Annotated in this window: 16 protein-coding genes; 7 read left to right on the top strand and 9 right to left on the bottom strand. The window is 74.7% G+C overall.

Annotated elements, in window-relative coordinates; translation table 11 throughout:
- The first annotated feature begins 15 nt into the window (after positions 1-15).
- Positions 16-1272 (top strand): kynureninase, encoded by a 1257-nt coding sequence (kynU, locus tag FH609_RS20520; protein WP_139672332.1) that lies wholly within the window; start codon positions 16-18, stop codon positions 1270-1272.
- Positions 1269-2033 (top strand): alpha/beta fold hydrolase, encoded by a 765-nt coding sequence (locus FH609_RS20525; RefSeq protein WP_139672329.1) that lies wholly within the window; start codon positions 1269-1271, stop codon positions 2031-2033. Before kynU ends, FH609_RS20525 begins: the two co-directional genes overlap by 4 nt.
- A gap of 28 nt (positions 2034-2061) precedes the next feature.
- On the opposite strand, the gene FH609_RS32175 is transcribed toward FH609_RS20525, so the two are convergent.
- The 4 genes from FH609_RS32175 to FH609_RS20545 all read right to left on the bottom strand — a co-directional run bounded on the left by FH609_RS32175 (position 2062) and on the right by FH609_RS20545 (position 7032).
- Positions 2062-3210 carry a class F sortase gene (locus tag FH609_RS32175; protein ID WP_193318054.1) on the bottom strand — a complete coding sequence of 383 codons (1149 nt, stop codon included), beginning with the start codon at positions 3208-3210 and terminating at the stop codon, positions 2062-2064.
- A gap of 346 nt (positions 3211-3556) precedes the next feature.
- Positions 3557-4192, bottom strand: a complete 636-nt coding sequence (locus tag FH609_RS20535; protein WP_139672323.1) for a hypothetical protein — start codon at positions 4190-4192, stop codon at positions 3557-3559.
- Positions 4193-4402: 210 nt separating this feature from the next.
- A complete protein-coding gene (locus tag FH609_RS20540; RefSeq protein WP_226961841.1) occupies positions 4403-6073 on the bottom strand; it encodes an ABC transporter permease in 1671 nt (556 codons plus the stop codon).
- Positions 6070-7032 (bottom strand): ABC transporter ATP-binding protein, encoded by a 963-nt coding sequence (locus FH609_RS20545; RefSeq protein WP_139672321.1) that lies wholly within the window; start codon positions 7030-7032, stop codon positions 6070-6072. The genes FH609_RS20540 and FH609_RS20545 overlap by 4 nt, the downstream gene beginning before the upstream one ends.
- An 82-nt stretch (positions 7033-7114) precedes the next feature.
- Here FH609_RS20545 and FH609_RS20550 point away from each other — a divergent pair, with 82 nt between their 5' ends.
- A complete protein-coding gene (locus FH609_RS20550) occupies positions 7115-7702 on the top strand; it encodes a GbsR/MarR family transcriptional regulator (RefSeq protein WP_405379107.1) in 588 nt (195 codons plus the stop codon).
- A gap of 1227 nt (positions 7703-8929) precedes the next feature.
- On the opposite strand, the gene FH609_RS20555 is transcribed toward FH609_RS20550, so the two are convergent.
- Complete coding sequence (locus FH609_RS20555) at positions 8930-9769, bottom strand: diacylglycerol kinase family protein (protein ID WP_319789612.1); 840 nt, start codon at positions 9767-9769, stop codon at positions 8930-8932.
- Between the two features lie 130 nt (positions 9770-9899).
- Here FH609_RS20555 and FH609_RS20560 point away from each other — a divergent pair, with 130 nt between their 5' ends.
- Positions 9900-11183 (top strand): adenylosuccinate synthase, encoded by a 1284-nt coding sequence (locus FH609_RS20560; RefSeq protein ID WP_139672318.1) that lies wholly within the window; start codon positions 9900-9902, stop codon positions 11181-11183.
- A gap of 108 nt (positions 11184-11291) precedes the next feature.
- Here the strand turns inward: FH609_RS20560 and FH609_RS20565 are convergent, their stop codons facing one another.
- From FH609_RS20565 to FH609_RS20580, 4 genes are all read right to left on the bottom strand, one after another.
- Positions 11292-13457 carry a serine/threonine-protein kinase gene (locus FH609_RS20565; RefSeq protein WP_139672315.1) on the bottom strand — a complete coding sequence of 722 codons (2166 nt, stop codon included), beginning with the start codon at positions 13455-13457 and terminating at the stop codon, positions 11292-11294.
- Positions 13458-13601: 144 nt separating this feature from the next.
- Complete coding sequence (locus FH609_RS32315) at positions 13602-15662, bottom strand: serine/threonine-protein kinase (protein WP_139672312.1); 2061 nt, start codon at positions 15660-15662, stop codon at positions 13602-13604.
- Between the two features lie 285 nt (positions 15663-15947).
- Complete coding sequence (locus tag FH609_RS20575; protein ID WP_139672309.1) at positions 15948-16463, bottom strand: MarR family winged helix-turn-helix transcriptional regulator; 516 nt, start codon at positions 16461-16463, stop codon at positions 15948-15950.
- A gap of 1 nt (position 16464) precedes the next feature.
- Positions 16465-17109: a DJ-1/PfpI family protein gene (locus FH609_RS20580; protein ID WP_139672306.1), complete on the bottom strand. Its 645-nt coding sequence runs from the start codon at positions 17107-17109 to the stop codon at positions 16465-16467.
- Between the two features lie 118 nt (positions 17110-17227).
- On the opposite strand from FH609_RS20580, the gene FH609_RS20585 reads away from it, so the two are divergent.
- The 3 genes from FH609_RS20585 to purD all read left to right on the top strand — a co-directional run bounded on the left by FH609_RS20585 (position 17228) and on the right by purD (position 19920).
- Positions 17228-17899: a GntR family transcriptional regulator gene (locus FH609_RS20585; RefSeq protein ID WP_319789613.1), complete on the top strand. Its 672-nt coding sequence runs from the start codon at positions 17228-17230 to the stop codon at positions 17897-17899.
- A gap of 37 nt (positions 17900-17936) precedes the next feature.
- A complete protein-coding gene (locus tag FH609_RS20590; protein WP_139672303.1) occupies positions 17937-18587 on the top strand; it encodes a hypothetical protein in 651 nt (216 codons plus the stop codon).
- A 70-nt stretch (positions 18588-18657) separates the two neighbouring features.
- Positions 18658-19920: a phosphoribosylamine--glycine ligase gene (gene purD, locus FH609_RS20595; RefSeq protein ID WP_139672300.1), complete on the top strand. Its 1263-nt coding sequence runs from the start codon at positions 18658-18660 to the stop codon at positions 19918-19920.
- The last annotated feature ends 38 nt before the right edge of the window (positions 19921-19958 follow it).

Genomic DNA, 19958 nt, shown 5'->3' on the forward strand with positions numbered 1-19958 from the left:
CGGAGTGCCGCCAGCATGAACAGACCCGTGCCGCCCGCACCCTCCGACGCCGCCACGCGGCTGGCCCGTCGCGCCGAGGCGCTCGACGCGGCCGATCCGCTGCGCGGGGTCCGGGACCGCTTCGTGCTCGACGAGGCCGTCTATCTGGACGGCAACTCGCTGGGCGCGCTGCCCCGTTCGGTTCCCGACCGGGTGGCGGAGGTGGTCGCCGAGGAGTGGGGGCGGCTGCGGATCAGGTCCTGGACGGAGTCCGGCTGGGACTCCGCGCCGGAACGGATCGGCGACCGGCTGGCCCCGCTGCTGGGCGCCGCCCCGGGTCAGGTGGTGGTGGGCGACTCCACCAGCGTCAACCTGTTCAAGCTGCTGGTGGGCGCGGTGCGGCTGGCCGGCGACGGCCGGGACGAGATCCTGCTGGACGCCGACACCTTCCCCACCGACCGCTATGTCGCGGAGTCCGCCGCCCGGATGACGGGCCGCCGGCTGCGCGCACTGCCGCCGGCCGGGATCGCCGCCGAGGCCGGCGCGCGGACGGCCGTCGCGCTGGTCAACCATGTCGACTACCGCAGCGGGGAGTTGCGCGACCTGCCCGCGCTGACGGCGGCGCTGCACGAGGCGGGCGCGTTGGCGCTGTGGGACCTGTGCCACAGCGCGGGCGCGCTGCCCGTCGAACTCGACCGGCACGCCGTCGACCTCGCCGTTGGCTGCGGCTACAAGTACCTCAACGGCGGCCCTGGCGCGCCCGCCTTCGCCTATGTGCGGGCCGCACACCTGCCGCGCTTCGACAGCCCGCTGCCCGGCTGGTGGGGCCACCGGGACCCGTTCGCCATGAGCGCCGACTACGCGCCGCACGCCGGGGCGCGGCGGCTGCGGGTCGGCACGCCCGACATCCTGTCGATGCTGGCGCTGGAGGCCGCGCTCGACGCCTTCGACGGCGTGGAGTTGGCGGCGGTGCGCGCCAAGAGCCTGGCGCTGACGGACTTCTTCCTGGAGTGCGTGGGCGAACTGGTGCCCGAGGGGGCGGCCGAGCCGTTGACCCCGGCCGAGCACGCCCGGCGCGGCAGCCAGGTCTCGTTGCGCTGCCCGGACGCGGCCGGGCTGCTGGGCCGGCTGGTCGCGCGCGGCGTGGTCGCCGACCACCGGCCGCCCGACGTGCTGCGGTTCGGCTTCGCGCCGCTCTACACCGGCTTTGCCGAGGCGGCGCGGGCCGCCGCGACCCTGGGCGAGCTGCTGGGTGCGTCCCGCCGGGGACCGGCGGGGAACGGCGGGCGGTGAGCGGGGCGCCGGAACGCGGCCGGGACGCGGCGGAGTTGGCCGCGCTGCTGGCGCCGCCCGAGCCGTCCGCCGTGGCCGCGCCCGAGCGGACGGTGCGCTATGGCGGACACCCGGCGCAGCTGGTGGACCTGCACGGTCCTGGCGAGCCGGCGGTGGCGCTGCTGCACGGCGGGTTCTGGCGGGAGGCGTTCGACCGCCGCCATCTGGCGCCGTGCGCCCGGGCGTTGGTGGCGCGCGGGGTGTCGGTCGCGCTGCCGGAGTACCGCAGGGTCGGCGGGGGCGGGGGCTGGCCGGCGACCGGGCGCGATGTGCGGGCCGGGCTGGACGCGCTGCCGGGGGAACGTTCCGTGGTGCTGGTCGGCCACTCGGCCGGCGGGCAGCTGGCGCTGTGGGCGGCCGACCATCCCCGGGTGCGCGCGGTGTTCGGGGTGGCGGCGGTCAGCGATCTGGGCCGGGCGCTCGCGCTCGACCTGGGCCGGGGCGCCGTCCGGGCGCTGCTCGGCGGCGCGTCCGGGCCCGCCGTCGAGGCGGCGCTCGACGCGGCGGACCCGGCGCGGCGGCCGCGCCCGCCGGTGCCGGTGACGCTGGTGCACGGCACGGCGGACGGGCAGGTGCCGGCCGACCTTTCCCGCCGTTTCGCGGCACGCCACGGCGCCCGGCTGGAGTCGCTGCCGGGCGTCGGCCACTACGCGCCGCTGGTCCCCGGCCTCCCGGCCGGGGCCTGGCTGCTGGACCGCCTGGCCGAGGCGGCCGCGGGGTGAGCCGTCGAGCGGCGCGGGGGCGCGGCGGTCAGCCGCCGTTCCAGGCCGGGTCGAGCGCCGGGTCCAGGCCCGGGTCCCACGCAGGGTCCAGGGCGGGGTCCCACGCCGGGTCGAGGCCGGCGTCCAACGGCGGGTCCGGGGCGGGGTTGTCCTGGGGTACGTCCTGGGGCTGCTCCTGGGCCGGCTCCGGCACCGGCTCCCGGTAAGGCTCCTGGGCGTCGTCGGCGAAGGCCACCGAGTCGGTGAGGCGGGCGTAGGCGACGATGTTGGAGTCGTAGCCGCCGTCCTCGGTCCACCGGCCGCCGCAGGTGATCAGGCGGAGTTGGGGCGAGGTCACCGAGCCGTAGACCCGTTCGTCCGGGAAGTCGGACTTGGGGTACTGCTCGACCGAGTCCACCGTGAAGATCGCGATGTCCCCGTTGGCCCGGTCGATCTCGATGGTCTCGCCCGGCTGGAGCGAGCCCAGGCCGGCGAACGCGGCCGGCCCGTCGTAGGTGTCCAGGTGGCCGACCAGGATCGCGGCGCCGCGCTCGCCGGGGGAGACGCCGCCGGCGTACCAGGCCGCGCGCTGGGCGTCCTCCTCCGACGGCGAGGGCGGGCCGCCGTCCGGCGCCAGATCGGCGCCGAACACCTCGACGTCCGTGGCCAGATACGGGATGCGGACCCGGATCGGCACCGAGCGCTCCAGCGGCGGGGCCACCGCCACCTCGCCCTCGGCGCCCGAGCCGGACAGGTTCGCGGTGGAGCCCGCGTCGGGGGCGGCGGCCGGCGCGTCAACGGCGTCCGGCCGGGACACCCCCTCCGCGATGCTGCTGGAGGCACGCGCCTCCCGGACCGAGGCGCCGCCGCCGCTCGGCGCGAACACCCCGACCAGCAGCCCGATCACCACCACCGTCACCGCGACGGTGGTCTCCAGGCGGCGGGTGCGCGAGGACTGCCGCTGGTGCCGGGTGCGGGTCCCGGGCGGCGGGGGCGGCGGCCCGGCGGCGCCGCGCACCGCCGTGGCCACCGCGACCCTGGCCTGGCCGAGCGTGGTCGCCCGGCCCCGCACCAGCCGCACCGTCGCCGGCCCCGCGTCGCGCAGCCCGCCCGTCAGCCGCCGCGCGACCGGCACCCAACGCGCGGTCAACGTCCGCCACCGGGCGGCCAGTTGCCGCACCAGCGCGGCGGGAACCACCGGGCGCCGCGCCGTTCTCGATGCCGGGCGCCGCGCCGTCCTCGACGCCGGCGCCGGCGCCGACCGGCGACCCGACTCCGTCCCGCGACCCGACTCCGACGGTTCCGGCCCCGCTTCCGACGGCTCCGGCGCCGGCTCGCGCCCGCGCCTCGGCTCCGGCGGCGGCTCGGGCGCCGGCCCCGGCCTGGCCGAGGCGGCCGCGTGCCGCCCCGGCGTGCCCGTGCGCCGCCGGGCGCGCGCCGGCAGGCGCGGCAGCGCGGGCCGCCCGAAGGCGCGCAGCCCGTCCGGCAGTCGGGGAAGGCGCGGCCGGCCGGCCGCGCGCCGCTTCCTAGGCACTCCGCTCCCTCTAGTAGGAGTGGGTGCCGGAACGGCGACGCTTGGCGAGGAAGACGTACCCCACCGCGCCGGCCACCGCCACGCCGCCGCCGACGGCCAGCGCCGTCGCCTGGGCGCCGGACTCGCCGGCGCCGCCCGCGCCGCCGAAGCCGGCCGAGGCGCCGCCGCTCGGGGTGCCGGCGGTCGCGGTGAACGTGGCGGTGAGCTGCACCCCGTCGGCGCAGTTCACGGTGACCGGGTAGCCACGGCCGACCTTGAGGCCGTGCTTGATCTTGCCGGTGCCGACCCACTGCCCCGAGTCGCCCCGGCGCAGGTTGATCGGCTCCTTGAAGGCGTCGGAACGGGCCGGGCCGTCCGGGCGGCAGTTGGCGCGCACCGTCACCGAGGTGCCGGGGCCGCCGGAGGCGGGGGAGATGGTGAGCGGGGCGACGTTGTCCCAGGCGGGCTTGGCGTCCTCCAGCACGGCCAGGCCCTCCTGGGGCACGGCCTCCGAGATCTCGGTGACCTCCTCGGCCGTGGCCCGGCCCGGGTCCTGGTCCTGGGCCAGCGCCGGCCCCGACAGGCCCAGGGTGAGGGCGACGGTGACGGCCGCCAGCGCCAGCGGTCTGGTCGGCGGGGCGTAGGGGAGGGAACGGTTTGCCTTCATGAGCGGGTGACCTCCGGGGCGACTGCCGCACGCGGGGTGCGTGACGAGCTGTCACCCATGCGAACAGTCCGTGACCGACTCCGCATCCGGAGTGGGTCCTCGCGGGTGTATCGACGCCGCCGTCAGGGGGGCGGCGGCGCCGCCGGGCTGAACGCCCGTCAGTGCCGCCGCCCCCGTTTCCCTCCCCGGCGTCGGACCCGTTCGCCCGCCCTACGGCAGCTCGAAGTCGCGGCGCCGCACGCCCAGCACGCCCAGCCAACTCAGGCCCGCCGCAAGGGCGGTGAGCACCAGCAGCGGCGGCCACTCCAGCCCGGCCGCCGGCACGCTCGGCACATGGCCCAGCGGAGACAGCTCGCGCAGCGCGTCCGGCAGGTCCACGATCTCGCCCAGGAAGACGACCCCCATGGCGTAGGCCGGGATGGCCCAGGCCGCCGCCATCGCCCGGGGGAACCAGCCGAAGAGCGCCAGCGCGAAGCCCCCGGTGAACCACACGGCCGGCGCATACGCCAGCGAGGCCAACGCCAGCTCGGGCAGCAGCGAGGCGTCCCCGGTCGACGCGGCGCCCGCCGCGCCCAGCGCCAGCCCCGCGACCAGCAGCACCAGCGTCCCCGCGCCCAGCGCGAACACCAACTGGCCGCCGATCCACGCCGTTCGGGAGAGCGCCGTGGCCAGCAGCGGCTCGGCGCGGCCGTCCGTCTCCTCGGCGCGCGCCCGGTTCAGCGCCGCGACCACGGCGGCGAGCGCCACGATGGCGAGGATGCTCAGGCAGACCGAGGTGAAGATGTCGGTGATCGAGGCGCCGGCGATGGCCAGCTGACTGGCCATCTCCTCGACCTCCTCCAGCATCTGCTCGGCGTCGGAGAGGACCGAGCCCAGCATCGCGCCCAGCAGCAGCGCGCCGGCGGCGAAGCCCAGCGCCGTCCCCCGGCCCAGCCGGGTGGCCAGGCCGAGCGGGGTCGCCAGCGAGGCGGCGGCCCCCGGGCGGCCGGGGCGCGGTGGGCGCAGGCCGGCGTTCAGGTCGCGGCGGGTGCTCAGCCAGAACGCGAGCGCCGCCGTCACGCCGGCCAGCGCCAGCAGGAGCAGCAGCGGCCACCAGCGGTTGTCCACGAACGGGTAGCTGCGCTGCGCCCAGCCGACGGGCGAGGCCCAGGACAGCGCGGTCGGGCCGACGTCGCCGACCGAGCGCAGCGCGTAGGCGGCGCCGACCACGGCCAGGCCGAGACCGGTGGCGCCCCTTGAGAACGCGGTGATCTGGGCGGCGACGCCGGCCGTCCCGGCGAAGGCCAGGCCGAGGGCGGCGGTGGCGGCGCCGTAGAGCAGCGCGCCCCCTGCGGTCAGCCCGTCGGCGTCGACGGCCGCCAGCGTCGCGGCGAGCAGCGCGCCCAGCAGCAGGCTGGCGGCGGCGGCCACCGTCAGCGCCGCCGCCAACTGGGCGTGCCGGCCGAGCACTCCGGACCGCACCAGCTCGGCGCGGCCGGTCTCCTCCTCCACCCGGGTGTGGCGGACCACCGTCAGCACCACCATCAGGCCGACGGCCAGCGCGAAGAAGCCGAGCAGCTGGTGGCCGGTCATGGCGCCGATGTCGTAGCCCTCGTCGAGGTAGTGCTCGGGGCCCGACATGGCGATGCCGGCGGGGGAACGGAGGGTCTCGGCCGCGCCGGCGCGGTCCTCCGGCTCGGGGTAGTTGCTCTGGAAGCTGGCGACGCTGGCGGCCGTCGTCAGCGTCAACAGCCCCAGCCAGACCGGGAGTCGGACCCGGTCCCTGCGGAGCGCGAAGCGGACCATGGTGCCCGTGCCGACCAGCGGCCCGGCGGGTTCGCCCGAGGGCGCGGCGGCGGTGGCGGCCACGGCGGGCGTGGCGGTGGTGGCGGTCCCGTTCATCGCCCGGCCGCCTCACGCGCGCCGCCGTGGCGGTCGCCGTTGTGGCGGTCGCCGTAGTGGCGCAGCATCAGCTCCTCCAGGGTGGGCGGGTGGCTGAGCAGGGTGCGCACCCCGAACTCGGCCAGGGCGCTGATCGCCCGGTCCATGGCCGGCCGGTCCACGGAGAACCGCACCGAGGTGACGCCCCCGCCCTCGCCGCCGGCCGGCTCGATCCGCACGTCGTACACGCCGGGCAGCGCGTCGAGCCCGGCGACCGGCCGGCTGGTGGTCGCCTCGACGGAGGTCCTGGTCAGGTGGCGCAGGTCGTCCAGCGTGCCGGACTGGACGACCTTCCCCTGCCGGACGATGCTCACCCGGTCACAGAGCTTTTCGACCTGGGCCATGATGTGGCTGGAGAGCAGCACGGTCTGACCGTTCTCCTTCGCCTCGCCGATCAGTTCCTGGAACACCGCCTCCATCAGCGGGTCGAGCCCGGCGGTCGGCTCGTCGAGCAGCAGCAGTTCGGCGCGGGAGGCGAGCGCGGCGACCAGCGCGACCTTCTGCCGGTTGCCCTTGGAGTAGGTGCGGCCCTTCTTGGTCGGGTCCAGCTCGAAGCGGTCCAGCAGCAGCGCGCGGCGCTCCGGGTCGAGACCGCCGCGCAGCCGGGCCAGCAGGTCGATGGCCTCCCCGCCGGTGAGGTTGGGCCACAGCTCGACGTCGCCGGGAACGTAGGCCAGCCGCCGGTGCAGGGCGACGGCCTCGCTCCAGGGGTCGCCGCCCAGCAGGCGCACGGAGCCGGAGTCGGCCCGCAGCAGGCCGAGCAGCACGCGGATGGTGGTGGACTTCCCCGCGCCGTTGGGCCCGAGGAACCCGTGCACCTCGCCCGCGCGCACGGTGAGGTCGAGACCGTCCAGGGCCCGGGTACGGCCGAAGGTCTTGACCAGATCGGAGATCTCGATCGCGTTGGTTGAGCGCTTCATACCCGGGAAGCTACGCTTCTTTCAGAAATTTGTGAAGTTAGGAAATCGTCAGAATCTTGTTAACGGCTGGCAGGATGGCGGGATGACCATGGACCAGACCGGCCTCGGGGAGACCGAGCCTGAGAAACCCGGGGAGGAACCCCGGGAGTTGAGGGAGAGGACCGAGCGCGGGGACCCGTTCCCCCCGGAGGTCGCCGCGTTCGTGGAACGGTTCGCCGCCGACCTGGTGGCCGCCGGCTTCCAACGGATGGCGGCCCGCGTCTTCGCCTGCCTGACCGTCTCCGAGCACGGCGCGCTCAGCTCCGCCGAACTGGCCGAGCGCCTGCGGATCTCCCCCGCCGCCATCTCGGGCGCCGTCCGCTACCTCGGCCAGGTCCATCTCATCAGCCGCGAACGGGAGCCCGGCTCCCGCCGCGAGCGGTACCGCCTCCACCAGAACGTGTGGTACGAGGCGATGACCCAGCGCGACGCGTATCTGCGGCGCTGGGAGAAGACCGTGCGCGGCGGCATCGAGATCGTCGGCGCCGACACCCCGGCCGGGCGGCGGCTGAACGAGACGGCCGAGTTCATGGTCTTCCTGGAGGAGGAGATGAACCAGCTCATGGAGCGCTGGCACGCCCGCCGCGCGGTCAGCGCGCACCCGGTCGAGCAGGAGCCCGAGGAGCCGTAGGTCTTTCTCTTGGATCTCCGTGTGTCTGGGAGGGGTGCACGGGGTGGGGTGGTGCGGGTGGTAGGTGCGGGCCGGTGGCCGGTGCGGGGCAGCCCGTCTGGTCGTTTGTTGGTCGACGAGGCTTGTTGTGGGGGGTTGGGGTTCTGGCGCGGGCTACGACGCTGGGCCTAGATGGCGCACGATCGGCCGGGTGCGGGCGTAACGAATGCCGGCAGGAGGCTGGCTGGGAAGGGGGGCGCGGCTTCCGGGAGGTGGGGTTTGTTGCCGTCGGGGTAGTCAGGAGTGCGGTGCGTGCCCTACGGGCGCAGGGACCGCGCCGAGTTCGAGGGCCGGCCGGCGGCTGGGGGCGTGCGTAGCGCGCACCGGCTTCGCCGGCCTGCCCCGGCATGTCGCCCGTCTCGGATGTGGCCGATCGTCGGACGACTGGAGGGGCCCGTACCGGTCGTCGTTTCGAAGTGCGGCGCTTCGTCGAGTTCGGTCAACGACCACGCTGCCGCGCGAACATAGTCTGCCGTCTTGGTAGTCCGCGCGCCGTCGACTCCCGAAGGCGGGCGCGCGGGGGGTGGGGGACCTTTTTTATAGGTGCCCGTTTGGAAGTGAACAGATCGTTCAACTCTAGACGGGCACCTACAGAAAGAGGCCCCCACCCCCCTGCCCGGAAGCGGACAAGGTGCGGACTACCTCACCGGCAGGCGATGTTCGCGCGGCAGCGTGGTCGTTGACCGAACGCCCCGTCCTGCCAGCGGAGTGGAGTGGCGAGGGCCGTCCCCCTTCAGTCGCCCGACGATCGGTCACGTCCGAGACGGGCGACATGCCGGGGCAGGCCGGCGAAGCCGGTGCGCGCCACGCACGCCCCCAGCGGCCGGCCGGCCCTCGAACTCGGCGCGGTCCCCGCGCCCGGAGGGCACGGTCGCCATCACCCACCACCCCAGCGGCAACGAACCCCACCTCCCGGAAGCCGCGCCCCCCCTCCCAGCCAGCCCCTTGCCGGTATTCGTTACGCCCGCACCCGGCCGATCGTGCGCCATGTAAGCCACGCGTCGTGGTCCGCGCCCGAGCCTTCCGACCCCGTGGCGCGTCTCGTCGACCAACAAACGACCAGTCGGGCTGCCCCGCACCGGCCACCGGCCCGCAGTCCCTCTCTTGCGGATCTCCGCAGCCTCGCGACAACAGTGACCCGAGAGAGCCCGAGGAGCCGGCCTGAGCGGGGCCGCCCAGGCGCGGCGGTCAGGCCCGGTCCGGGACCGTCAGCCGCAGCGCCCCCGGCAGCACCGTCCAGGTCCGCGCGCGGGTGGGTCCCAGATCCACCGCGTTGGCCCGGTAACTGAACCCCGTGGAGCCGGAGACCGTCACCGAACTCGCCCGCGCCCGCACCTCGTTCCCCTTCGGTCCCGTCCGCACCACCACGTCGGCCAGCCCGCCGGCCGGCCGCACCGACACCTCGGCCACCGGCCGCTCGGGGTCGGCCAGCAGCCGGCCGTCCGCCTCGACCCGGAGCCGCTGCTCCGAACGCGCACGCGGCCGCAGCGGCACCGCCGCCCACGGCTGGCGCGGCTGCCACGCCGGGCGCGAGGGGCCGGACCGCCGTTCCCCCCGCGACTGCCGGGGGATCGGCACCCCGCGCCACCACCCCTTCGCCCGCGCGGGTCCCGCCGGCGCCGGGATGCCGAGCCCGCCCAGCACCAGCCCGCCCGCGTCGTCGCTCAGCACGTCGAGGCGGCGGCTGTGCCCGGTCAGCACCGCGCGCGAGGCGGTGACCGCGTCGGTCGGCACCCCCAGCGCCCGCGCCACCGCGACCGAGCTGCCGACCGGCACCAGCCCCAACGGCCGGGCGGCCAGGTCGCCTTCGCGATGCAGCAGCCGCACCGCGCGCAGCAGCGCCCGGTCGTCGCCGACGATCACCAGCTGGCGACCCTTCCTTCTGGCCAGCACCCTGGGCAGGGCCTCCGGCCCGTCGAGCACGCACACCCGGACCTCGTCGCTGGCCCCCGCGCACAACACGTCCCTGGCGATGCGCACCGACTCCCCGTCCACGCGCCGGGCCGTCGGGTCGATGACGATGAGCACCTGACTGTTCGCCTCCCGGCTGCGTCTCCCGTAAGCTCTCTGTGCAAGAGCCCCTGTCGCGATTGCGCAGGGGTTTCGTCGATCCGGGGCAGCACAGCGTAGATGCCCCGCTCGAAAGGGGTGTACGCCTGTGCCCGCACTTGTGCTGCTCGGCGCTCAGTGGGGTGACGAGGGCAAAGGCAAGGCCACGGACCTGCTCGGCGGCTCCGTCGACTATGTGGCGCGCTACCAGGGCGGCAACAACGCCGGTCACACCGTCGTCGTCGGTGACCAGAAGTACGCGCTCCACCTGCTGCCCTCCGGCGTGCTGAGCCCCGAGTGCACGCCGGTGATCGGCAACGGCGTGGTCGTCGACCCCAGCAAGCTGCTCTCCGAGGTGAGCGAGCTGAACGCGCGGGGCATCGACACCTCCCGCCTGCTGGTCAGCGGCAACGCCCATCTGATCACCAGCTACCACCAGACGCTCGACAAGGTCTCCGAACGCTTCCTGGGCAAGCGGAAGATCGGCACCACCGGGCGCGGCATCGGCCCGGCCTACGCCGACAAGATCAACCGGCAGGGGGTGCGCGTCCAGGACCTGTTCGACGAATCGATTCTTCGGCAGAAGGTCGAGGCCGCGCTCGACCACAAGAACCAGCTGCTGGCCAAGATCTACAATCGCCGCGCCATCGAGGTCGAGCAGGCCGTCGAGGAGCTGCTGAGCTTCGCCGAGCCGCTGCGCCCCTACGTCTGCGACACCACCCTGGTCCTCAACCAGGCGCTCGACGAGGGCAAGGTGGTGCTCTTCGAGGGCGGCCAGGGCACCCTGCTCGACGTGGACCACGGCACCTATCCGTTCGTCACCTCGTCCAACCCGACCGCCGGCGGCGCCTGTACCGGCACCGGCGTCGGGCCGACCAGGATCGACCGGGTCATCGGCATCCTCAAGGCGTACACGACCCGGGTCGGCGCCGGTCCGTTCCCCACCGAGCTGTTCGACGCGGACGGCGACCGGCTGCGGAGCGAGGGCCACGAGTACGGCGTGACCACCGGCCGGGACCGCCGCTGTGGCTGGTTCGACGCGGTCATCGCCCGCTACGCGGTGCGGGTCAACGGGATCACCGACTTCTTCCTGACCAAGCTGGACGTGCTCAGCGGCTGGGAGCGCGTCCCGGTCTGCGTCGGCTACCGGATCGAGGGCCGCGAGGTCAGCGAACTCCCCTACAGCCAGAGCGACTTCCACCACGCCGAGCCGGTCTACGAGTACCTGCCGGGTTGGCAGGAGCCGATCTCGGACGCCAGGTCGCTCTCCGACCTGCCGAAGAACGCCCAGGCGTATGTGGCCGCGCTTGAGGAGATGTCCGGCGCGCGGATCTCCGCGATCGGCGTGGGCCCGGGCCGGGACGAGACCATCCAGGTCCACCCGTTCCTCTGAGGTTCCGCCGAGTTCCCCTGCGGGGGAGCCCTCCGAACGCCCGTGGGCCGGGTGGTGGTCGTGACGACCACCACCCGGCCCACGCGTCTGGCGCCCCGCGCCCCGCCGTCAGTCCGACAGGTTGGCGTTGAACTCGCCCTCGCCGCCGTCCATCGGCGAGAAGGTGATCGTCTCCGGGTCCTCGACCGACCAGTGGATGCGGTAGCTGGGCAACGGGTCACAGCCGCCGGCGGTGGCGTCGCCCGGGCCGATGATGACCTGCTGGGACTGGAGGCCGCCCGCGACCATCGTCGACTCCCAGGTGCAGGTGCCGTTGCTGAACGTCACGCCCAACTCGCCGGCCGAGGCGGTGGTCTCGGTCTCCGCCGTCAGGTCGGGGCCGACCCAGGTCTTGCTGTAGATGTCGTACGGCATGGCGTCGTTGCCGGCGCCGGCCTCCGCCATCGTCATGGTCGACTCGACGCCGAAGCTCGGCGCGGTCCACACCAGCGAGCCGCCGCTGTACTGGAGGGTCTGCTCGCCCCACGGGCTGCAACTCGCGCCGCTCGGCCACTGGTCGTCGATGCTGTCGCTGTTGAGCGTCGCGACCGTGTCGTAGCTCTCCAGCACCGAGGACTCCATGCAGAGCGTCCCGGCCAGCACCGTGTACTGGGTGGTGACGATGTCGCCGGTGTAGCCCTCGGAGATCTCGATCCGCTGGAACCAGGTGTCGCCCCCGCTGCTGGTCATCTCGCCTTCCCAGGCGCCGACCATCTCCGTCGGTATCTGACCGCCGCCACCGATGTCGGTGGGGTCCTCCGTGGGCGTGGGGTCCTCGGTCGGGGTCGGGGTCGGGTCGTCGGTCGGCTGCTCCGACGTCGGGGTCTCGGTACCGCCGCCCCCGCCGGCCTTGTCGTTGTCGTCCCCGCCCATGGCGAAGACCGCGACGCCGATGCCCAGGGCCAGCACCACCACGGCGGCGACCACGATCCACAGCGTCTGGTTGTTCTTCCGACCCCCGGGGCCGCCCGGTCCCGGCGGGCCGTAGCCGCCCGGGCCACCCGGGCCGCCGTAGCCGCCGCCGTAGGGGTTGTTCGGGTCGCCCTGCTGCGGATAGCCGTAGGCCGGGGTGCCCTGCGCCTGCTGCGGGTAGCCGTACCCCTGGCCACCCTGACCGCCCTGACCGGGCGGCGGGCCGTAGCCGGGGGGCGGCGCGGCCGAGGTCATCGTCGCCATCGCGTCGACCGGGCCGTTCGGCGCCGGGCTCGGCGGCGGCGTCGCCGGCACGCTCAGCTGGGTGGGCGTGGGCGGCGCGGCCGACGGCGGTGCCGGGGTGGGCGGCGCGGCCGGCATCGCCGGCGGCGGGGAGCCGGCCGGCAGCGGCGGGGCCTGGAGCGGGTCCTCCGAGTCGAGCAGCTCCACGGCGTGCCGGCCCAGCTTGGCGACCAGCGCGCCGGGCAGCCAGGGCTCGTCGTCGTCCTCGGGGACCTCGGTGGCCTCCAACAGCTGGTCGAGCGTGGGCCGTTCGGCCGGGTGGCCGGCCAGGCACGCCTCGATCAGCGGCCGGATGCCCTCGGGCACCTCGGTCAGGTCCTGCTGGCCCTGCACGATCCGCAGCATCAGCGCGGTCATCGCGCTGTTGGCGTCGCCGAACGGGGTGCGCCCGGTGGCGGCGAAGGTGAGCACCGAACCCAGGCAGAAGATGTCGCTCGCGGCCGAGAGCGTCTCGCCCCGGCACTGCTCGGGCGACATGAAGCCGGGCGAACCCACGGCGGCGCCGGTCCTCGTCAGGCCCTCGCTGGTCGCCTCCAGGGCGCGCGCGATGCCGAAGTCGATCACCCGGGGGCCGTCGATGGTGATCATCACGTTCGACGGCTTGAGGTCCCGGTGGACCAGCCCGGCCGCGTGGATGTCCCGCAGCGCGCGCACCAGGCCGTTGGCCAGGATGCGCAGCGTTCGCTCGGGCAGGCGGCCGTAGGTGTGCGCGACCACCTCGTGCAGCGAGGGGCCGGCCACATAGCCGGTGGCGACCCACGGCGTCGCCGCCTCGGTGTCGCCGTCCAGCACCGGCGCGGTCCAGTCACCGCCGACGCGGCGGGCGGCATCCACCTCCTGCTGGAACCGCTGCCGGAACTCCGGCTGGCGGGCGAGTTCGGGTTGCACCAGCTTGACGGCCACCGTGCGCCCGCGGTCGGAGCGGGCGAGATAGACACTGCCCATTCCGCCGGCGCCCAATTTCCCCAGCAGCCGGTAGTGGCCCACCCGTTGGGGATCTGTCGGCCCGAGCGGTTTCATGCTGTCTTACTCCTCTTCGGTCCGGTAAGCCTCATGAGCATACGGTCGCCCCTGCACAGGGATGAGGACAGAAGCCGAACCGTGATCGGTTCCCTTTCCGCCGTGTTGGCCCACCCTCGTGTCAATTCGTGACCTGAGGCATATCTAATCGTTGCGCGTGTGCTCGGCCGGCTCGTCCTCCAGGCGGTTGAGCCAGGTGATCTGGATCGTGTCCCGATCACCCTCCTTGAGCCTGATGTGGATGGCCGCGTAGACGCTGCAGGTGGCGTCGTCACCGGTCTCCACCAACTGGTCCGGACCGAAGGTGAGTTGCCCGCCCTCGACCCTGACCAGCCGGTTCTCCCAGACGCACTCGATCTCGCCGCTGTCCTGCTCGCGTCTCTCGTACCGCATCAGCTGGTCACCGACCGCGCCCTGTTCGATGGTGATCACGTCCGACCAGTCATTGTCGTCGCGATCCGTGAACTCCTGCTCCCAGTCGGCCACCAGGTCCTCGGGAACGGCGGTGTCCGTGCGGCCCGGGCCCCGGTGCAGGGTCGCCTCCTGGTCCTCGTACGTCCACACCATCTCCTCACCGTTCTCCGAGATCCGCAGCGTCTGTACCGTGCTGTTGTCCCGGCAGGCCTCGGTGGTCTGGTCCTCGGGAACGCTCCAGTTCGACTCCTCGGTGAAGTGCAGACCCTCGCCGTCAAAGGAGTCGAGCCGCACATCATAGGCGCACAGAATCACGGGGGTGAGCGTGAGGGCGTTACCCACGAGTTCGCCCGCGTCGCCCTCGACGATCTCGAAGCGCAGCTCCCTGACCTCGTCGCTGGCGGTGGTGTACTCGCCCTGCCAGACGCCCACATACGCCTCGTCGATCGTGTCCCCCGAGCCGCCCGAGAGCTGGGTGACCAACACCACGGCCAGCACCACCAGCGCCAGCCCGGCGGCGAGCAAAGCGGTCAACGGGCCCTTGCGGTCGCGCCAGCCGCCGGAACGGGCCGGCCCGGCGCCGGAGTAGGGGGCGTTGGGCGTCCCGGGCGGGGACCAGCCGCCGCTCGGCGGCTGGTAGCTGCCGTTGGGCTGGGAGTAGGGGGAGGGGATCGGCGTCGGCCGGGGCGCCGGCCTGGCCCCGGGCCAGGACGGCTGGGACGGCGCGCCGGGCGGCCCGGGCGGCGGCGGCACCGAGCCGCCGGAGGACGGCCGTTCGCCGGGCGAGGGCTGCGGGGTGCGGTCCTGGCTGGGGGCCACCGGCGGGTGCGGGGTGCTCGGGTTGGTCCTCGGCTGGCCGGGCAGCACCGGGTTGTCCACCCGGCTGAGCGGGTTCTCCGAGTCCAGCAGCTGGACCGCGTGCCGGCCCAGCTGGGCCACCAGCGCGCCGGGCAGCCACGGGTCGCGCGAGGCGGCCTCGGGCTGGGTCGCCGACAGCAGCTGCTCGACGGTGATGCGCTCCTCGGGCTCCTTGGCCAGGCAACTCGTTATCAGCTGGTGCAGCGGCGCCGGAACGCCGGTGAGGTCGGGGCTCTCCTCGGCGATCCGGAACATCAGGATGTGCACGCCCGAGTCCAACGCCCCGAACGGGGTGCGGCCGGTGGCGGCGTAGGCCAGCAGGGAGCCCAGACAGAAGATGTCGCTGGCCGGGGTGACCCGTTGACCGCGCACCTGCTCGGGCGACATGAAGCCGGGGGAGCCGACGGTGGCGCCGGTGCGGGTGACGCCGGCGCCGGGGCCCGGCTCCAGGGCGCGGGCGATGCCGAAGTCGATCACCCGGGGGCCGTCGATCGTCAACAGCACGTTGGACGGCTTGAGATCGCGGTGCACCAGGCCGGCGCCGTGGATGGCGCGCAGCGCGTGGGCCAGGCCGTTGGCCAGCAGCAGCACGCTCCGGTCGGGCAGCGGGCCGTAGTCGCGGCCCACCACCTCGTGGAGCGAGGGGCCCGCGATGTAGCCGGTGGCGACCCAGGGCGTGGCGGCGTTGGTGTCCGCGTCCAGCACGGGCGCGGTCCAACGGTCGCCCACCCGCTGGGCGGCGGCGATCTCGTCGGCGAACCGGCGGCGGAAGTCCGGCTCCTGGGCCAGCTCCCGCTTGATCGTCTTGACCGCGACCGTGCGCCCGCGCTCCGAACGGGCCAGATAGACCTGCCCCATGCCGCCCTCGCCGAGCCTGCCGAGCAGGCGGTACTCACCGATCCGGTGCGGGTCCTGCGGCCTCAGGCGATCCATGTGGAAACAGACTCCCCCGGTGATGACATTGGTTCCCTCACCGAGGATAGAGGGGAAGGCGCCGCCCGTTCACTCCGGTTCGGCCCGCCTCGGCGGGCCGGGCGCGGGCCACTGGCCTGCGCGGCGTGCCGCCGGGGCCGGCCGGGCGGTGCGCCCCTTCCGGTCGGGGCGGGGTGGGACGAGTCGGGGCGGAAGGGGGCGCGTGGGGGCGCGCCGGGGGTGCGAACGCTTCGGCGTCGGGTGCGGGTTGTCCGGGCTCGGGTTGTCCGGGCTGGGGGCGGCGCCTCAGCCGTCGTGGGGCGCGGGCAGCTGCCGCACGGCCTCGGAGAGTTCGGTGAGCGCGTCCAGGATCTCCGCGAGCCGGGGCGCGCCGCCCACCGCCTCGGCCAACCGCTCCGCCGCCTCGGCGTGCTGGGGGCCGATCCGCCCGATCGCCGCTCGGCCGGCGGCCGTTGGCGTCAGCAGCTTGGCCCTGCGGTGCGCCGGGTTGGGCCGGTACTCGGCGAGGCCGCGCTCGACCAGCAGGTCGGCGACGCGCTGCACGCTCTGCCGGGTGATGCCCATGACCCGGGCGATCCCGGCCGCCGGCAGCGGCTCGTTGAGCACCGCGCCCAACACCTGCCAGCCGGCGGCGCTCAGTCCGGCCGGCCGGGCCAGCCCCTCGGCCAGCGCGAGGAACCGCCCGTTGAGCCGGAACACCGCCAGCGCCGAACCGGACAGCAGCGCCGGCGCCTCCGGCGTCTGGTCCCGGCCGTTCTCCCGCGCCTCCGCGCTCGCCGCCCCCCGCCGTGGCGTCGTCATCTCAACTCCCCTGCGCCGCCGCGACGATCGGGTAGGCGCTGGCGTCCGAGTCGGCGTAGAGGCGGAACCAGGCGTCGACGACCTCCGGCGGGTAGGCGTCGAGCCGGGTGAGGATCTCCCGGGCGAACGCCTCGGGGTCGGTCGGCCCCGCCGTGATCACGTCGCCGTCGGTGACCGCGTCCGCCTCCCGGTAGTGCGCGCCGCCCGCGTAGCCGCTCATCGCGAGCACCTCGGGGGCGGCCGCCGTGTGCGCCCGCTCGTCCAACAGCCCGGCGCCGGCCAGCCCGACGACCGCCCCGCAGATCGCGGCGACGGGCACGCCGGCGTCCACGAACGCCCGCGCCGCCTCGGCGAACGGCGCCAGCTCCGCGCCCTCCAGCCAGCCGCCGGCCCCGGGCAGGATCAGCAAGGCGCTGTCGGCCGGGCGCAGTTGGTCGAGGGTGATCTCGGGGAGCAGGCGCAGCCCGGCGATGGTGGTCACCGGCTCCGTGGTGCGCCCTACGGCGATCACCCGGTGCCCGGAGACGGCCAGTTCGGCGGTGGCGTGGCCGGTCTCCCAGTCGGCCATCCCGTCGTAGACGGCGAGGTGAACGGTGGCCCGGGCGGTGGGCTGGGCGCCGTGCTGAGCGGTGTCGGTCCCGGACATGGGCCGTCTCCCTGGGGTGGTGGTGTCGGGGCTCGGTGGTGCGCGAGTTCCCGCTTATGACAGGAGATTGTCATAACGACAGTATGCTGTCAATAGGGTGACGGTAGTCTGGGCTGCCGTGATTCAACGCAGCACCCTGCGGGAGCAGCTGGCGGAGGCCCTGCGCGAGGAGATCCTCGCCGGACGTCTGGCGCCCGACGCCGAGTTCACCGTGCGGGAGATCGCCGAGCAGTACGGGGTCTCGGCCACCCCGGTGCGGGAGGCGCTGGTCGACCTGTCGGCGCAGGGGCTGCTCGAGGTGGAGCAGCACCGGGGCTACCGGATCAAGCAGTTGACCTTCACCGACTTCCGACAGATGGTCGAGGCCCTCGCGCTGGTCGGCGACGGCGTGCTGCACCGGCACCCGGCGTTAGTCCAGTGGCCGGTCGGCCCGGAGGAGTTCACCTCGATCCGCCGCCGCGCGGTCGCCGCCCGCCAGGCCGCGCTCGCCGGCGACCTCGACATACTGATCGCCTACGACCTGCGCTACTGGCGGGAGTTGGACGCCCTCCTGGAGAACCCGCACATCGGCGAGTTCCTCGACCGACTGCGGGTGCGCTGCTGGGCGTTCCTGGTGCCCCGGCTGCGCGGGGGCCCGGGCGGCGGGGAACGGCTCGCCGGCCGGCTCTGGGCCGGCCACCTGACGCTCGCCGACGCCGTCGAGACGGGCAACGTGGACGAGACGGGACGGTTGCTCAGCGAGTACCGGTCACACATCCTGGCACTGGCCGCCGAACTCGGCGTGTCCTGAAGTGTGTCCTGAAGTCCGACCGAGAGAGCCTTGTTACGTGGCCTGTGACCTGTGGTTGGTCCCCCTCGTCGATGTGCTGTGCCACAGCCCCGACAACCCGTTCGCCGAGGAGATCGCCGAGTACGACCGGGCCCTGAAGGCCGCCGGGCTGCCGCCGGTGCCGGTCTTCGGCTATGTGCCGGGCATGGTCGGCGAGGTCGCGCCGGTGGCCGGCTTCGACTACACCGCGCTGCACCTGCTGCGCCGGGCGTACCTGCTGCGACGCAGCGGGTTGCCCGTGACGCCGGCCAACGAACTCGACGGGGACTACCAGCAGTTGCTGGAGATGTTCGAGAGCGGCGCCCAGGAGGCCCATCTCGTCTGGCACTTCGACCACGCCGGGGCCTACGTTCCGGTGGACTTTCCGCGCCCGCTGGTCAACGACGCGCTGCTGGCGGGCGGCGGGCCGCTCGGGTCCAGCCACGGGCTGCTGCGGGAGCTGGAACTGGTCGCGCCCGCGCTGGAGATCGACCCGGCCAGGCCGCCGGCCCCGCCGGAGCCGCCGAGCCGGCCGACCCGGCTGGACGAGCCGGCGGGCGCGCCGCCGTCCGACGGGGGGCCGTTCGCCCGCGAACGCCACGTGTGGCGCGGCCTGCACGCGGCGGCCACCCGCAGCCTGGCCCAGGGGTCGATGATCGTCTTCGGGTAGTCGTCCCCCGGCGGTCCCGGGTCGTGGACGCGGGAGCCGGCGGGGGAGGGGGCGCGGTTAGGCTGCCCGCGTGAGAATCCTCGTCATCGGCGGTGGCGCCCGCGAACACGCCCTGTGTCACGCCCTCTCCCGCGACCCCGCCGTCACCGAGCTGCACGCCGCCCCCGGCAACGCCGGCATCGCCGAACTGGCGACCTGCCACGCCGTCGACCAGCTCGACGGCTCAGCCGTCGCCGAACTGGCGCTGCGGCTCGGCGCCGAACTGGTCGTCGTCGGGCCGGAGGCGCCGCTGGTCGCCGGGGTCGCCGACGCGGTGCGCGCGGCGGGCGTGCCGGCCTTCGGCCCGGGCGCCGAGGCCGCCAGGCTGGAGGGGAGCAAGGCGTTCGCCAAGGAGGTCATGGCCGCCGCCGGCGTGCCGACCGCCCGCTCCTACGTCTGCGCCACGCCGGCCGAGGCCGACGCCGCGCTCGACGCGTTCGGCCCGCCCTATGTGGTCAAGGACGACGGCCTCGCCGCCGGCAAGGGCGTCGTCGTCACCGAGGACCTCGCCGTGGCCAGGGCGCACGCCCGCAGCTGCGAGCGGGTGGTGATCGAGGAGTACCTGGACGGCCCCGAGGTCTCGCTGTTCGCCGTGACCGACGGCGAGACGGTCGTTCCGCTGACCCCGGCGCAGGACTTCAAGCGCGCGCTCGACGGCGACCAGGGCCCCAACACCGGTGGCATGGGCGCCTACACGCCGCTGCCGTGGGCCGACCCCGGCCTGACGGACGAGGTGCTGGAGACGGTGCTGCGGCCCACGGTGGCCGAGATGCGCCGGCGGGGCGCCCCGTTCTCCGGGCTGCTCTACGCGGGGCTCGCGCTGACCTCGCGCGGGGTGCGGGTGGTCGAGTTCAACGCGCGCTTCGGCGACCCGGAGACCCAGGTCGTGCTGGCCCGGCTGGAAACCCCGCTGGCCGGGCTGCTGTTGGCGTCCGCCATCGGCGAGCTGGCCGACTTTCCGCCGCTGCGCTGGTCGGACGGGGCCGCCGTCACCGTGGTGGTCGCGGCCGAGGGCTATCCGGAGGCGCCGCGCTCCGGCGACCCGATCGGCGGACTGGACGCGGTCGCGGCCGAGGACGGGCCCGCCGTCTACGTGCTGCACGCCGGCACCCGGCGGGACGAGGCGGGCCGGGTGGTCTCGGCCGGCGGCCGGGTGCTCTCCGTGACCGCGCTGGGCGCGGACCTCGCCGAAGCCAGGGAGCGCGCCTACCGGGCGGTGGGGCGGATCGAGTTGGCCGGCTCCCACCACCGCACGGACATCGCCGCCCGCGCGGCCTCCGCCGGCGACGCCTGACCGCGCCCCCGACCCCGGCACCCGGCACCAGCCGCTGA

The organism is Streptomyces sp. 3MP-14 (genome assembly GCF_006334905.2).
In the GTDB taxonomy this organism is placed as follows: domain Bacteria; phylum Actinomycetota; class Actinomycetes; order Streptomycetales; family Streptomycetaceae; genus Streptomyces; species Streptomyces triticirhizae.

Excerpts from the sequence above, each read along its gene's own strand:
- FH609_RS20545 (WP_139672321.1), bottom strand. The coding sequence starts at position 7,032 with ATGAAGCGCTCAACCAACGCGATCGAGATCTCCGATCTGGTCAAGACC.
- FH609_RS20540 (WP_226961841.1), bottom strand. The coding sequence starts at position 6,073 with ATGAACGGGACCGCCACCACCGCCACGCCCGCCGTGGCCGCCACCGCC.
- kynU (WP_139672332.1), top strand. The coding sequence starts at position 16 with ATGAACAGACCCGTGCCGCCCGCACCCTCCGACGCCGCCACGCGGCTG.
- FH609_RS20550 (WP_405379107.1), top strand. The coding sequence starts at position 7,115 with ATGACCATGGACCAGACCGGCCTCGGGGAGACCGAGCCTGAGAAACCC.
- FH609_RS20565 (WP_139672315.1), bottom strand. The coding sequence starts at position 13,457 with ATGAAACCGCTCGGGCCGACAGATCCCCAACGGGTGGGCCACTACCGG.
- FH609_RS20535 (WP_139672323.1), bottom strand. The coding sequence starts at position 4,192 with ATGAAGGCAAACCGTTCCCTCCCCTACGCCCCGCCGACCAGACCGCTG.
- FH609_RS20575 (WP_139672309.1), bottom strand. The coding sequence starts at position 16,463 with ATGACGACGCCACGGCGGGGGGCGGCGAGCGCGGAGGCGCGGGAGAAC.
- FH609_RS20580 (WP_139672306.1), bottom strand. The coding sequence starts at position 17,109 with ATGTCCGGGACCGACACCGCTCAGCACGGCGCCCAGCCCACCGCCCGG.
- FH609_RS32315 (WP_139672312.1), bottom strand. The coding sequence starts at position 15,662 with ATGGATCGCCTGAGGCCGCAGGACCCGCACCGGATCGGTGAGTACCGC.